At 73.2% G+C, this 13,559-nt stretch carries 12 protein-coding genes; 5 read left to right on the forward strand and 7 right to left on the reverse strand.

All coding sequences use genetic code 11. From position 1 onward, the window contains the following. Positions 1-344: 344 nt before the first annotated feature. The 3 genes from IO36_RS14320 to IO36_RS14330 form a co-directional block, all read right to left on the reverse strand. Positions 345-2,888: a polynucleotide kinase-phosphatase gene (locus IO36_RS14320; RefSeq protein ID WP_037619995.1), complete on the reverse strand. Its 2,544-nt coding sequence runs from the start codon at positions 2,886-2,888 to the stop codon at positions 345-347. Further along, the gene (locus tag IO36_RS14325; protein ID WP_037619997.1) at positions 2,885-4,423 is read right to left on the reverse strand and encodes a 3' terminal RNA ribose 2'-O-methyltransferase Hen1; all 1,539 of its coding nucleotides are present in this window, start codon (positions 4,421-4,423) and stop codon (positions 2,885-2,887) included. The genes IO36_RS14320 and IO36_RS14325 overlap by 4 nt, the downstream gene beginning before the upstream one ends. 299 nt (positions 4,424-4,722) lie before the next feature. Further along, the gene (locus tag IO36_RS14330) at positions 4,723-5,334 is read right to left on the reverse strand and encodes a TetR/AcrR family transcriptional regulator (protein WP_051900468.1); all 612 of its coding nucleotides are present in this window, start codon (positions 5,332-5,334) and stop codon (positions 4,723-4,725) included. A gap of 181 nt (positions 5,335-5,515) precedes the next feature. Here IO36_RS14330 and IO36_RS14335 point away from each other — a divergent pair, with 181 nt between their 5' ends. Together IO36_RS14335 and IO36_RS14340 are read left to right on the forward strand one after the other, a co-directional pair. Next, entirely contained in the window at positions 5,516-6,229 is a 714-nt protein-coding gene (locus tag IO36_RS14335; protein ID WP_037619999.1) for an SDR family oxidoreductase, read from the forward strand. A gap of 98 nt (positions 6,230-6,327) precedes the next feature. Next, on the forward strand, positions 6,328-7,251 hold the full coding sequence (locus IO36_RS14340; protein WP_037620000.1) for an LLM class F420-dependent oxidoreductase: 924 nt from the start codon (positions 6,328-6,330) through the stop codon (positions 7,249-7,251). Positions 7,252-7,460: 209 nt separating this feature from the next. On the opposite strand, the gene IO36_RS14345 is transcribed toward IO36_RS14340, so the two are convergent. The 4 genes from IO36_RS14345 to IO36_RS14360 all read right to left on the reverse strand — a co-directional run bounded on the left by IO36_RS14345 (position 7,461) and on the right by IO36_RS14360 (position 10,147). Beyond that, the gene (locus IO36_RS14345) at positions 7,461-7,940 is read right to left on the reverse strand and encodes a DUF6099 family protein (RefSeq protein ID WP_037620002.1); all 480 of its coding nucleotides are present in this window, start codon (positions 7,938-7,940) and stop codon (positions 7,461-7,463) included. A gap of 193 nt (positions 7,941-8,133) precedes the next feature. Beyond that, a complete protein-coding gene (locus IO36_RS14350) occupies positions 8,134-8,466 on the reverse strand; it encodes a nucleotide pyrophosphohydrolase (RefSeq protein ID WP_037620003.1) in 333 nt (110 codons plus the stop codon). 37 nt (positions 8,467-8,503) lie between these two features. Next, positions 8,504-9,661 (reverse strand): AAA family ATPase, encoded by a 1,158-nt coding sequence (locus tag IO36_RS14355; protein WP_037620005.1) that lies wholly within the window; start codon positions 9,659-9,661, stop codon positions 8,504-8,506. A 96-nt stretch (positions 9,662-9,757) separates the two neighbouring features. Then, positions 9,758-10,147 carry a cell division protein SepF gene (locus tag IO36_RS14360; protein ID WP_037620007.1) on the reverse strand — a complete coding sequence of 130 codons (390 nt, stop codon included), beginning with the start codon at positions 10,145-10,147 and terminating at the stop codon, positions 9,758-9,760. A gap of 175 nt (positions 10,148-10,322) precedes the next feature. Here IO36_RS14360 and IO36_RS14365 point away from each other — a divergent pair, with 175 nt between their 5' ends. The 3 genes from IO36_RS14365 (at position 10,323) to IO36_RS14375 (ending at position 13,467) form a co-directional block, all read left to right on the forward strand. Beyond that, on the forward strand, positions 10,323-10,742 hold the full coding sequence (locus IO36_RS14365) for a TOBE domain-containing protein (RefSeq protein WP_037620009.1): 420 nt from the start codon (positions 10,323-10,325) through the stop codon (positions 10,740-10,742). A 97-nt stretch (positions 10,743-10,839) separates the two neighbouring features. Continuing rightward, the gene (locus tag IO36_RS14370) at positions 10,840-12,582 is read left to right on the forward strand and encodes a membrane protein (RefSeq protein ID WP_037620011.1); all 1,743 of its coding nucleotides are present in this window, start codon (positions 10,840-10,842) and stop codon (positions 12,580-12,582) included. Positions 12,583-12,720: 138 nt separating this feature from the next. Then, on the forward strand, positions 12,721-13,467 hold the full coding sequence (locus IO36_RS14375) for an SDR family NAD(P)-dependent oxidoreductase (protein WP_037620367.1): 747 nt from the start codon (positions 12,721-12,723) through the stop codon (positions 13,465-13,467). Positions 13,468-13,559: the final 92 nt, after the last annotated feature.

Here is a 13,559-nt window from a genome sequence, read left to right on the forward strand (position 1 = left end):
GCCCCGGTGGGGGCTGGGGGGCGTCTGCTGCCCCGGTGGGAGCTGGGGGGGGCGTCTGCTGCCCCGGTGGGAGCTGGGGGGGGCGTCTGCTGCCCCGGTGGGAGCTGGGGGGGCGTCTGCTGCCCCGGTGGGGGCTGGTCGCGCAGTTCCCCGCGCCCCTGACGGGGCTTGGCCCCACCAGGGTTCTCACGTGCAGGCACCCAGCGGGCACGGGTTCGGGTGCCCGCCCGGTGGGGGCCGGGCGCGCCGTTCCCCGCGCCCCTGACGGGGCTCGGGTCCACCGGGGTTCGTCAGTACCGTGCCTCGCACCCCGGCAGGCGGGCCGGGGTGCGAGGGTGGCCCCGCTACAGGCGGGGGTCGACCGGTTCGGATTCCAGGGAGAGGACTCCGAAGACCGCCTCGTGGACGCGCCAGAGGGGCTCACCCTCGGCCAGGCGGTCCAGGGCCTCCAGGCCGAGCGCGTACTCGCGCAGGGCGAGGGACCGCTTGTGGTTCAGGAAGCGGCCGCGCAGCCGTGCGAGGTTCTCCGGGCGGGTGTACTCCGGGCCGTAGATGATCCGCAGGTACTCGCGCCCCCGGCACTTGATGCCGGGCTGCACCAGCCGCCCCTGCGGCCCCCGCACCAGCGCCCCGGCCGGTTTCACGACCATGCCCTCGCCGCCACGGCCGGTCATCTCCAGCCACCAGTCCACCCCGGCCCGCACCGACTCCGGGTCGCCGGTGTCGACGAACAGCCGCCGGGTGGTGTGCAGCAGCCCGCTGCCGTCGCACTCCACGAGCCGGTCGATCAGGGCGAGCTGCTCGTCGTGCGGCAGCCCGGCGAGGCTCCGGCCCTGGACGGCCAGGATCTGGAACGGTGCGAGGCGGACGCCTTCGAGACCGTCCGTCGTCCAGCAGTAGCGCCGGTACGCGTCCGTGAACGCGGCCGCGTCCGCGGCCCGTTCACGCTGGCGCCGCAGCAGCTCCGCGACGTCCGCGCCCCGCGCCGCGGCCCCTTCGAGCGCGCTCAGCACCCCCGGGAAGACCGCCCCGGACGCGGCGCCGACGGCGGCGTACTGACTGCGCAGCAGCCCGGTCGCCTTCAGCGACCACGGCATCAGCTCGGCGTCCAGCAGCACCCAGTCGGTGTTCAGCTCCTCCCACAGCCCGGCCTCGGTCGCGGCCGCGCGCACCCGGCCGAGGATCTCCTCGGTGACGGCGGCGTCGTCGAAGAAGGGCCGGCCGGTACGGGTGTACAGCGACCCGGTGGGGCCGTCGACGCCGAACCGCTCGCGGGCCACGTCCGCGTCCCGGCACACCAGGGCCACCGCGCGCGACCCCATGTGCTTCTCCTCGCACACGACCCGCTCGACCCCGTCCTCCTGGTACTGGGCGAAGGCCTCGGCCGGGTGCTCCAGATAGCCCTCGACGTGCGAGGTCGCGGTCGGCGCCATGGTCGGCGGGAGGTACGGGAGCAGCCGGGGGTCCACCGCGAAGCGGCTCATGACCTCCAGCGCGGCCGCCGCGTTCTCCTCACGGACCGCCACCCGGCCGGCGTGCCGGGTCTCGACCGCCCGGCGGCCGTGCACGTCCGCGAGGTCCAGCGGCCGGCCCTCGTGGCCGCCCGGCGCCTCGGTGGCCAGCGGCTTGGACGGCTCGTACCAGACCCGCTCGGCGGGGACGTCGACGAGCTCGCGCTCCGGCCAGCGCAGGGCGCTGAGCTTGCCGCCGAACACCGCGCCGGTGTCCAGGCAGATGGTGTTGTTGAGCCAGGTGGCGTTGGGGACCGGGGTGTGGCCGTAGACGACCGCGGCACGGCCCCGGTAGTCCTCCGCCCATGGGTAGCGCACGGGCAGCCCGAACTCGTCGGTCTCCCCCGTCGTGTCGCCGTACAGGGCGTGCGAGCGCACCCGGCCCGAGGTGCGGCCGTGGTACTTCTCGGGAAGGCCGGCGTGGCAGACGACGAGGCGTCCGCCGTCGAGGACGTAGTGGCTGACCAGTCCGTCGACGAACTCCCGTACCGTGGACCGGAATTCGTCGGTCTCGGCGTCCAGCTGCTCGATGGTCTCGGCGAGTCCGTGCGTGTGCTGGACCTGGCGGCCCTTGAGGTAGCGGCCGAGCTTGTTCTCGTGGTTGCCGGGCACGCACAGGGCGTTGCCGGAGGCGACCATGGACATCACGCGGCGCAGCACGCCCGGCGAGTCGGGGCCTCGGTCGACGAGGTCGCCGACGAAGACGGCCGTGCGGCCCTCGGGGTGCACGCCGTCGGCGTAGCCGAGCTTGCCGAGCAGGGTCTCCAACTCGGAGGCGCAGCCGTGGATGTCGCCGACGATGTCGAAGGGTCCGGTGAGGTGGGTCAGGTCGTTGAACCGCTTCTCGGTCACCACCGTGGCGTTCTCGACGTCCTCCACCCCGCGCAGGACGTGCACCTTGCGGAACCCCTCGCGCTCCAGGTGTCGCAGGGAGCGGCGCAGTTCGCGGGTGTGGCGCTGGATCACGCGGCGCGGCATCCCGGCCCGGTCGGCGCGCGCCGCGTTGCGCTCGGCGCAGACCTCCTCGGGCACGTCGAGCACGATGGCGATGGGCAGCACGTCGTACTTCCTGGCGAGTTCGACGAGCTGGCGGCGGCTCTCCTGCTGGACGCTGGTGGCGTCGACGACGGTCCTGCGGCCGGCCGCGAGCCGCTTGCCGGCGATGTAGTGCAGGACGTCGAAGGCGTCGCCGCTGGCGCTCTGGTCGTTCTCGTCGTCGGCGACGAGGCCACGGCAGAAGTCGCTGGAGAGGACCTCGGTCGCCTTGAAGTGCCGTCGGGCGAAGGTCGACTTGCCGGAGCCCGAGGCGCCGATCAGCACCACGAGGGAGAGGTCGGTGACGGGCAGGACGCGCCCCTGGTCGTTTCGCTCGCTCATGCGGCCTGCTCCTCCTTCGTGTTCGCGGTACCGGTGGTGCTGGTGCTGCCCGTGGTACGAGCTGTTCTGGTGGTGTCCTTGGTGCCGGGGCTCCCGGCGGCCAGGGTGAAGACGGCCATCTGGGTGGGCGGGCCCACCTCGGGGTCGTCGAGGCCGACGGGCGCGAACTCCACGTCGTAGCCGTGCCGTCCGGCCACGGTGGCGGCCCAGGCGCGGAACTCCTCGCGGGTCCACTCGAAGCGGTGGTCGCCGCGCCGGGAGTGTCCGGCCGGCAGGCTCTCCCAGCGCACGTTGTACTCGACGTTCGGCGTCGTCACGAGGACGGTCCTCGGGCGCGCGGAGCCGAACACGGCGTACTCCAGGGCGGGCAGCCGGGGCAGGTCGAGGTGCTCGATCACCTCGCTGAGCACGGCGGCGTCGTACCCCTTCAGACGGCGGTCGGTGTAGGCGAGCGAGCCCTGGAGGAGCCGGACGCGCTCCGCCTGCCGCTCGCCCATGCGGTCCAGCTTGAGGCGGCGCGAGGCGATGGTGAGCGCGCGCACCGACACGTCGACCCCAACGATCTCGGTGAACCGGGTGTCCTTGAGCATCGCCTGCACCAACTGGCCCTGTCCGCAGCCGAGATCGAGGACCCGGCTCGCGCCGGCCGCGTGCAGCGCGGCGAGGATCGCGTCCCGGCGCAGCACGGCGAGCGGCACCGGCTTCTCCTCGGTGTCGGTGTCCTCGTCGACGGCGTTGTCGATCTGCTCGACGGCGATGTCGTCGGCCTCGGCGAGCCGGGCGAGTTCGAGCCGCTCCATGGCCTGACGGGTCAGGGACCAGCGCCGGGAGAGATAGCGGTCGGCGATCAGCTTCTGCTGCGGGTGCCCGGGCAGCCAGCCCTCGCCCGCCCGCAGCAGCTTGTCGACCTCGTCGGACGACACCCAGTAGTGCTTGGAGTCGTCGAGGACGGGGAGCAGCACGTAGAGGTGCCGCAGGGCCTCGGCCAGCGTCAGCCCCTCCGCCTCCAGTTCCAGGCGTACGTAGCGCGAGTCACCCCACTCCGGGAAGCGCTCGTCGAGCGGGACCGCCTCGGCCGTCACGGTCCAGCCGAGCGGTTCGAAGAGGTCCCGGACGAGACCGGCCCCGCCGCGCGCGGGCACCGCGGGCACCTCGACGCGCAACGGGCGGCTCTGCTCCGGCAGTTCGGGCCGGGCGGCGCACTGGCCCTTCATCGCGCTGGAGAAGACGGCGCCGATCGCCACGGCGAGCAGCGAGGAGGCGGCGTACGGGCGGTCGTTGACGTACTGGGCGAGGGCCGCGTCGGGGGCTCCGCCGCGTCCCTTGCCCTTGCCCCGCCGGACCAGCGCCACCGGATCGACCTCCAGCAGCAGCGCGGCCGTGCACCGTTCGGCGGTCGCCTCGGGGTACAGCACATGGGCCGTTCCGTACGACGTCGAGAACTTCTGCGCGTTGTCGGGATGCTTGTGCAGCAGGAAGCCGAGATCGGTCGCGGGTCGCTCTGGAGTACCGGTGGTACTGATCGTCAGGAACACGGTGCATCTGCCTCGAAACGTCTGCTGAGCTGTGGAGACCCCTGTGGGCCGTTCGACGCCCGTCCCCCCGGACGCGCCTGCTCAACGTACAGCGAACACCAGGAGCACACTCAGCCAATTTCGCCGCCCGGGGCGGGGGACAAGGGTCGGGGTCGGGTGTCGGGTGATGGGCGCGGGGGCTCGCGACAACCACCGGGATCAGGCGCCGGTCACCCAGGCGAAGGCTCGCGACGGAGGACCGGGGTCAGGCGTCGGTCACGGACCCGGGCCGCGCGACGACGGTCGCTGTCAGGCGCCGCTCACGGCCCCGGAATGACCGGCGGCGCGGCGCTTCCCACACCCCCGGCCCCCAGCAGGGCCGTCGCCGTGGCGAGGGCGAGGCCGTCGAGGCCCTGGCCCTGCATGACCGCGCGGACGCCCGAACCGTCGAAGGCGACGGTGAGCTGGCGGGCGAGCAGTTCCGGGTCCCCGGCTCCGCCGCGCTCCGCCTCCCGCCGGAAGAACGCGGTCAGCGCGTCCTTGCAACGGCGGGCGACCAGGCTCGCGGGGTGGTCCGGCGCCTTCAGCTCGGCGGTCACGGACACGAAGGGGCACCCGCGGAAGTCCGGCCGCGCGGCCATCTCCTCCAGCCGTTCGAAGACGTGCAGGACGCGCTCCCGGGGCGTCCCGCCGTCGTCGGGGGGCAGCAGGAACGCCAGATAGGCGGGCGCCCTGCGCTCCAGGCTCGCCGCGAGCACGCCGTCCTTGCTGTCGAACAGCTGGTACATCGAGCGCTTGGACACCCCGGCCACCCGGCACAGCGCCTCGACCCCGACGCCGACGCCCTCGCGGTAGAAGAGCTCGGCCGCGGCGTCGAGCAGCCGCTCGCGGGTCGGGGAACCGGTGTTCGCGGTCGCGGTCGGCTGTGTCATGAGCCCAGCTTACGTTCTCCGCTTGCCCATGGGAAACCGATCGGTTTACAGTGCGGACAACACAGAAAACCGATCGGTTTACGATGGATCCGCGCGGCGGACGGCGACGGCGGCCAGGTCCGCACCCGCTCGTTCCGTTCGGTTCCCCCGCGATTCCCGGCTGCCCCCAGAGGAGAAGCTCATGACCAGGATCGAAGGCTCGGTGGCGCTCGTGACGGGCGGCAGCCGCGGTATCGGCAAGGCCCTCGTGGACGCCCTCTACGAGCGCGGCGCCCGGAAGGTCTACGCGACCTCCCGCGACCCACGGGCCGTCGCGCACCCCGACGCGGTGCCGCTGGCCCTGGAGGTCACCGACCCCGCGTCGGTCGCGGCCGCCGCCGCACGGGCCCAGGACGTCACCGTGCTGGTCAACAACGCGGGCGCGACGGCCCCGACGTCGTTCCTCGACTCCCCCGTCGAGGACGTGCGGCGCGAGTTCGACGTCAACTTCTTCGGGCCGCTCCTCGCCACCCGGGCCTTCGTCCCGGTCCTGGAGCGCAACGGGGGCGGGCACATCCTCACCGTGCACTCGGTCCTGTCCTGGGTGACCGTCCCCGGCGCCGACGGCTACAGCGCCGCCAAGGCCGCCCTGTGGTCCCAGAGCAACGCCCTGCGCCTGGAGCTCCAGCCCCGCGGCATCAAGGTCACCGGGCTGCACGTCGGCTACGTCGACACGGACCTGACGAGCGGCCTCGACGTGCCCAAGGTCTCCGCGACCAGCGTCGCCGCACAGGCCCTCGACGGCATCGAGGCCGACGCCCACGAGGTCCTCGCCGACGCGCTCACCCGCCAGGTCAAGGCCGGCCTCTCGGGCGAGGTGAGCGACCTGTATCCACAGCTCGCCCCGCCGCGGTAGCGGCCGACCGCACGGTCCCCGAGAACGCCCGGCCACAGGGGCGGAAGTGCCAGCGGTTCGGCACGGGACGCCTGTTGCGGCCGGTGCATGATGGATACATGGATCTTCGAGTGTTCACAGAACCGCAGCAAGGCGCGACCTACGACACGCTGCTCCGCGTCGCCAAGGCCGCCGAAGACCTTGATTACGGAGCCTTCTTCCGCTCCGACCACTATGTGCACATGGGATCCGTCGACGGACTTCCCGGCCCTACCGACGCATGGATCACCCTGGCCGGCATCGCCCGCGAGACGAGCCGTATCCGGCTGGGCACCTTGATGACCGCCGGAACCTTTCGCCTCCCCGGCGTCCTCGCCATCCAGGTCGCCCAGGTCGACCAGATGTCGGGCGGCCGGGTCGAACTCGGCCTGGGAGCGGGCTGGTACGAGGCCGAGCACACGGCGTACGGCATCCCGTTCCCGAAGGAGAAGTTCGGCCGGCTGGAGGAACAGCTCGCCGTCGTCACCGGCTTGTGGAGCACGCCGGTCGGGGAGCGGTTCACCTTCGACGGAACGTTTTACCAGCTCAAGGACTCGCCCGCGCTGCCCAAGCCCACCCAGGCGAAGGTGCCCGTCCTGATCGGAGGCCACGGCGCGCGACGGACGCCCGCCCTCGCGGCGCGCTTCGCGGACGAGTTCAACATCCCCTTCGCCTCGGTCGCCGACTCGGAGCAGCAGTTCGGGCGTGTCCGCGCGGCCGTGCGGGGGGCCGGGCGCAAGGCCGACGAACTCGTCTACTCCAACGCCCTGGTGGCCTGTGTCGGCCGCACCGACAGCGAGGTGCGGCGGCGGGCGGACGCCATCGGCCGTGACGTCGACGAGCTGAAGGCCAACGGGCTCGCGGGCTCCCCGGCCGAGGTGGTCGAGCGGATCGCCCGGTATCAGGCGGTCGGTTCGCAGCGGATGTATCTCCAGATGCTCGACCTCGCCGACCTGGACCACCTGGACCTGATCGCCTCCGAGGTGGCACCCCAGCTCGACTGACCGCCTTCGAGGCGGCGCCCCGGCTCGACTGACCGCCTTCGAGGCGGCACCCCGGCTCGACCGGCCACCGCCGGGGCGAAACCCCAGCCGGACCGACCGGCCTTGAGCCGGCATCCCGGCTCGACCGACCGCCGCCGGGGCGGCGTCACGACCCGCCCCGGACGGAGTCGTGCCGTGCCCGGCGGGGAGTCACCGCCGCCCCCGGGCTTCTATCCCGCGGCCGGATCCCGCTCCACCACGCGTTTCTCGTCCCGCACCGCGAGACGTCGCAGCATCTCCAGGACGCGGTCACGGGACTCGTCCGCCGCGTCGATCGCCTCCATGCACTGCCAGTAGGTCCCCTCGTCGTCCGCCGCGCAGGCGACGGCGACCAGGGCGATACCGACTTCCGCGAGCAGAGCCCCCAGGCACAGCAGGGCCTCCCGCGCGTCGCCCAGCTCCGTGAGCCGGGCGGCCCTTAACGCGCCGACGTCGAGGGCGTGATCGCCGAGCACCCCGCAGCCGCGGCCCGCCAGCTCGGTCAACCCCAGCGCCTCGCCCCGGAGTTCAGGTGGACCAGACACGGCGAGGCGGCTGCCGATCGCCTGGGCCAGGGAATGCGCCTGCCACGCCTCCGCCATCACCTCCGGAGTCTCGCCGCTCTCCGCCAGGGCACGTCTGCTCGTCACGATGAGCCGCATCGCTTCCATGCGCTGCCCCCGTCTGTCCGACGCGCTCGCACGCGTCCGCCCGAACTCCCTTGTTCACTACCCAGAGTGAGGGTGCTTGAGACAGAAAGCCAGAGGAAGCCCGAAATCTGTGGACACGGAATCGCATCGACCCGGTCCGGCTACTACGGAGAGTGAGTGACTCCGTTTAGGGGGTCGTACGGCGGACGGACCGTCAGGGTTTGTCGGGCACCGGGAACCGCCGCTCGTTCCGCTCGATCTTCGCGGCGAGCGCTTCGAGCGGGTCGATCCCCAGCACCTCGCAGACCTGGAGCAGATACGCGAGGACGTCCGCGACCTCGTCGGTGACGCGGTGCGCGGTGTCCGGGTCCCGCATCACGTCCGCCGACTGCTCGGGCGTCAACCACTGGAAGATCTCCAGGAGTTCGGACGCCTCCACGCTCAGGGCCGCGACCAGGTTCTTGGGGGTGTGGTACGGCTGCCAGTTCCGCGCGGCCGCGAACTCGGCCAGCCTGCGCTGCAACGTCGCCACGTCCAGTTCACTCACGACGTCAGGTCTACCACCCCGGCCCGCCTCCCCCCCCTCACGGCGTCAGGTCGACCACCGTCGCCCCGGCCGTCGCGAAGCCCCGGGTCGCCTCGCTCACCGTGCCCAGGAGCCGGATGTGCCCCCGCTCGCACATCCGGGCCGCCAGCCGCACCAGCTCCCCCGCCTGCCGGGCGTCCAGCCCGCGGTCGAGTCCGTCGGCCAGGACCGTCAGTGACTGGAGCGCCGCGGGGACCTCACCCGCCGGGTCGACCTCCAGGACGCCGGGCCCGGTGAGCAGCACCAGGGCCAGCGCGAGAAACCTCAACTCCCCGTCCCCGAGCAGCCCGAGCGGCGTACGGACGCCGTCGCCGCGGTCGAGGAGCGCGCGCACGACGCCGTCGCCGAGCACCTCCGACGGGACGTCCGTGACGGGCCCGGCGCAGCCGGCGCGGACCGCCGCGACCAGGTGGGCGTACCGGTGGCCGCACTCCGACCTGGTGCGCCACAGGACGTCGGCGAGGTTGCCGCAGCCGCGCAGCAGCCGCCCCGAGCCGAGCGGAACCGGCGCCCGCATGGAGTCCGGGTCCGGATCGCAGACGTAGACGGACCGCAGGGCGAGCACCATCTGCTCGGCCGCCGCGAGGACATGGCGTTCCCCGGCGGTGCGGCCCGCGACGCGCAGGGGCAGCAGCGCGGTGCCGAGGCGGTCGTCGGGGAGCGGGACCCGGGTCACCGCGGAGGAACCCCCGGTGTGCCAGGCGGCCTGGACGCACGGGCGGCCCGGGTCGCGCAGCGCCGTCTCCAGCAGGGTCCGTCCGCCCGCCGACAACCGCTCGCCCACGACGCGCAGTTCGGGTTCGGCCTGGACGGCGACGTCGAGCCGGACCGGGCCCTCGGGGCCGTCGACCGTGCAGCCGATCCGGAAGCCGCGGCGGTGCTGTGCGTCGGGGCGGGACCGCTCGGGCACGCAGGCGAGGGGGTCGGGGAACACCTCGTGGAGCCCGGCGCCGGCACCGAGCCGGGCCAGTGCCTCGTAGGCACGCAGGGCGGACGTCTTGCCGGCGCCGCTGGGGCCGGTGACGAGGGTGAGCGGTCCGAGCGGGAACCGGACCCGGCGGTGGACGGCGAAGGCGGCGAGCCGCAGCTCGGTGAGCCCCGGACGGACGGGGCGCGCCTCGACCGCCGTGGGGGCTTCCGGCGAGGACAGAGTCATATGCGGACGGTAGGTCCCCCGGGGCGAGGCGAACCGTTACACCCCGGGGATCTTCCTACGATCGGGGGACGGACCCCCGATCGCCGCCGGACACCGTCAGAGGCCGGGAACGCCGACCCCTTCCATGAGCCCCCGCACCTCGGTCCCCGGGGGCGTCAGGAGGAACACGTTCCGGTCCACCCGGTGCATGCCGCTGGCGAGGCCGAAGACCACGCCCGTACTGAAGTCGAGGACCCGCTTGGCGACGTCGGTCTCCGCGCCCGTCAGATCGAGGAGCACGGGGATGCCGGACATGAGGGTCTCGGCGACGTCCCGGGCGTCCGCGAAGACGTTGACCCGCAGGACCACGAACCGGCGCCGCGTCTCGGTCTCGGCCTCGGGGATCGACCGGTGCCGCACCGCCGACGGCCAGGCGTCCCGGCCGCGCAACGGAACGACCTGGGCGAGCCCTTCCCACTGTTCATCGGTGACGTCGTGGCCGTTCATCGATCCACCCCGTCCTGGCTCGCACTCGTTGTCTGCACCGGGCAATTCTTACGCATGGTCACCCGTTCGGCCCAACAGCGACACGGTCCGCCACTCGGGCCGGCGGGCGGTGCGTGCGGCAAGCTACGCATATAACCCCGTATCCATCACCCAGGACAGCAAGCGAGGCCTCCCGATGAGCCTGAGCATCCGCAACCGACTCCCCGGCACGGTCGTCTCCGTCACCCCGGGTGAGGTGATGGCGACCGTGAAGGTCCAGCTCGACGCGGGGCAGGAGATCACCGCGGCGGTCACCCTGGAGGCCGTGCGGGAGCTGGGCCTGGCGTCGGGGTCCGCCGTGCAGGCCCTGGTCAAGGCGACGGAGGTGTCCCTCGCGACCGGTCCGGTGGAGGGGCTGAGCATCCGCAACCGGCTGCCGGGCACGGTCACCGACGTCACCTCGGGCGGGGCCATGGCCCAGGTCAAGGTGCGGGTCGCGGGCGGCGAACTGACCTCCGCGATCACCCGGGACGCGGTGGCGGAACTGGGTCTCGCGGTCGGCTCCGAGGTCGTCGCGCTCGTCAAGTCGACCGAGGTGTCCCTGTCCAACGCCTGACGCCAGGCGGCCACGGGAGGTGCTCTTACTCGCCTCACACCGGACTCTTCACCTCCCGTCGCACCCGGCTCACCTGCGAGAACTAGCGTATGGGGCCGTGTACTCGGCAGAAATCAAGCCGGCGCCCACGCGCCGGCAGGCCCCCGCGAAGGTGTCGCCCGGCGGGACGGCCGGGCGATGGAATCCGGACGACGCGCCCGCGCAGTGGCACCGCGTCCTGACCCTCCTGGCCGACATCAGCCTGTTCATCGGTACGCGCCCGCTCTGGGCGCAGGCCGCGAGTCACTGGCTGCTCGTGGCCGCGGTCGTCTCGCTCTGCTACGCCTCGATCCTGGCCTCGGGCGTCCTGGCGCTCGTCGTGCGCCGGGGCCGCTCGCTGGCCCGCGTCGACCTCGTCGTCCTGCTGACCGCGGTGACCCTCGTCGTGTGCGGGCTGGTGATGAACCACCAGGGCAGCGACGAGTCGGTCCTCACCACCCAGGCCGCCCACGAGTTCGTCGCCGGGCACCAGGTGTACGGGCGTCCGTGGCCGTGGCTGTTCGGTCACGGCGTCGCCCTCACCGCGACGATGAACGGCGGCTACGACTTCACGTACGGGTATCCGCCGCTCGCGCTGATGCTCACCGCGCCCCTGCTGTGGGTCGGACACGGATCGACCGCCGCGACGATGGTCGGCACCGGGGCCCTGATCGCGGGCGCGGTCGTCATGTGGAGGATGCTGCCGGTGCCGTGGCGGTCCGCCGCGACGATCTCCTGCCTCGGGCTCGGGCTGCTGCCGACGTACGCGCGGCTCGGCTATCCGGCGATCCTCGCCTGCGCCCTGCTCATCCCCGTGGTGCTGGGATGGCCGCGGACGGGCGGCGGGGGACGGGGCGACCTCGCCCGTGCGGCCTGTCTCGGCGCGGCCTGCGCGGCCCAGCAACTCCCCTGGTTCCTGGCGCCGTTCCTGCTGGCCGGGGTGTACGCGCTGCGCCGCGGCGACCTCGGCGCACGGGCGGCGGCGCTCGCGGTGGGCCGCATCGTCGGCGTCGCCGCCACCACCTGGCTGCTCATCAACGCGTACTTCATCGTGAGCGAGCCGCGCACCTGGTTCTCCGGGATCGCGCTGCCCCTGACCCAGAACGCCGACATCCACGGGCAGGGTCTGGTCGACATCTCGCTGTACTTCACCGACGGCAGCGGCCGGCTCGCCTGGTACGCGCACGCGAGCCTGCTGCTGGCGGCGGGTCTGCTGGCGCTGTTCGTGCTGTTCGTGCGGCGTCTCGGCCCGGCGGCGACGGTGCTGCCCTGGTGCGCGTTCTACGTGGCGACGCGCTCGCAGGACGGCTACTACCTGCTGATGACCCCGCTGTGGGTGGCCGCCGCGATCACCGCGCCCTGGCAGTCGTTCAGGACCGCGTGGCAGCCCCGTCCCGCGTTCCTGCGCGGTCCGCACCGGCGCCCGGCGCGGCTGGCCGCGATCGCCCTGCTGCTGGCCCCGTCCGCGGCGGCGGTGACCGTGGCGGCCACCGGGTCGCCCCCGCTGCACATGCGGATCACCGAGGCGCGCCGCGCCGCCCACGAGCTGACCGGCCTCACGGTCGGCGTCACCAATCGCGGGGCCTCGTCGCTGAGTCCGCACTTCACCGTGACCACGGGCCAGGGCATGAACCGCTACTGGTCGGTGACCTCCGGCCCCGCCACCCTGGCCGGACATGCCTTCGGGCGCTACGAACTCCGGCCCCCGGACGGGAAGTTCCCGCTCCCCCGGGCCGGTGTCCGGCTGCGACTGCGGGCCGTCTCGGAGTCGCCGATGACCCTGTCCAGCACGGACCTCCACCTGCCGGCGGCCCCGCGCTGAGCACTCCGCCGCCGATCCGTCGCGGCGGCGGCCGAGAATCGGCGCACGCGGCTGTTCGACGGAACGGGTACCTGCTGCAATGGTGCGATGCCGATACCGGGAACGTCGGATTTCTCGCACCGTGAGGGTGTCGCTTTCGTGTCGGGCGGTACCGGGGGCATCGGCGCCGCGATCGTGCGGACGCTCGCCGGGCGCGGCACCGACGTGGTGTTCACCTACCGCTCCAGCAAGGAGGCCGCCGAGGCGCTGGCCGCCCGGACGGAGGCGGAGTTCGCCGGTCAGGGCCGCCGGGTACGGGCCCTGCGCCTCGACCTGCGCGAGGAGGAGGCCGTCGCCGACGCCGTGTCCGCGACGGCGGCGGAATACGGCGGACTGCACACCCTCGTCCACGCGGCGGGCCCGCACGTGCCGATGGTGCACCTGAGCGTGGTCGCGCCGAGCGAGTTCCGGGCCCAGCTCGACGTGGACGCGGGCGCGTTCTTCACCCTGGTGCACGCCGCGCTGCCCCCGCTGCGGGAGAGCCGTGGCAGCGTCGTCGCGGTGACCACCGTGGCCACGCGGCGGTATCCGGTGCGGGACGGGCTCTCCGCGGGACCGAAGGGAGCGGTCGAGGCGGTCGCCCGCGCCCTGGCCGCCGAGGAGGGACGCTTCGGGGTCCGGGTCAACTGCGTCGGCCCCGGCATGCTGACCGACGGCATCGCCGCCCGCCTGATCGAGTCCGGCGAACTCGACGACAGGGCCCTGGAGATCACCCGCCACAACACCCCCCTGCGCCGCTTCGGCAACGCGACGGACGTGGCAGAGGCGGTCGCCTTCCTGGCCTCGGACCGAGCGGGCTTCATCACGGGCCAGGCGCTGGGGGTGGACGGGGGGTACAGCTTGTAGCGCCGACGACCGCGAAGGGGATGCGGCCGCGGGAAGGGGTGCGGGCGCGCGAGGCGTACGGCGGATGCGCCTGCGCGGGTACCGGACAGGCG

Source organism: Streptomyces aureus, assembly GCF_000725495.1.
In the GTDB taxonomy this organism is placed as follows: Bacteria; Actinomycetota; Actinomycetes; order Streptomycetales; family Streptomycetaceae; genus Streptomyces; species Streptomyces aureus_B.

Coding starts and splice junctions, on each gene's coding strand:
- IO36_RS14320 (WP_037619995.1), bottom strand. CDS start 2,888: ATGAGCGAGCGAAACGACCAGGGGCGCGTCCTGCCCGTCACCGACCTC.
- IO36_RS14330 (WP_051900468.1), bottom strand. CDS start 5,334: ATGACACAGCCGACCGCGACCGCGAACACCGGTTCCCCGACCCGCGAG.
- IO36_RS14335 (WP_037619999.1), top strand. CDS start 5,516: ATGACCAGGATCGAAGGCTCGGTGGCGCTCGTGACGGGCGGCAGCCGC.
- IO36_RS14340 (WP_037620000.1), top strand. CDS start 6,328: ATGGATCTTCGAGTGTTCACAGAACCGCAGCAAGGCGCGACCTACGAC.
- IO36_RS14345 (WP_037620002.1), bottom strand. CDS start 7,940: ATGGAAGCGATGCGGCTCATCGTGACGAGCAGACGTGCCCTGGCGGAG.
- IO36_RS14355 (WP_037620005.1), bottom strand. CDS start 9,661: ATGACTCTGTCCTCGCCGGAAGCCCCCACGGCGGTCGAGGCGCGCCCC.
- IO36_RS14360 (WP_037620007.1), bottom strand. CDS start 10,147: ATGAACGGCCACGACGTCACCGATGAACAGTGGGAAGGGCTCGCCCAG.
- IO36_RS14365 (WP_037620009.1), top strand. CDS start 10,323: ATGAGCCTGAGCATCCGCAACCGACTCCCCGGCACGGTCGTCTCCGTC.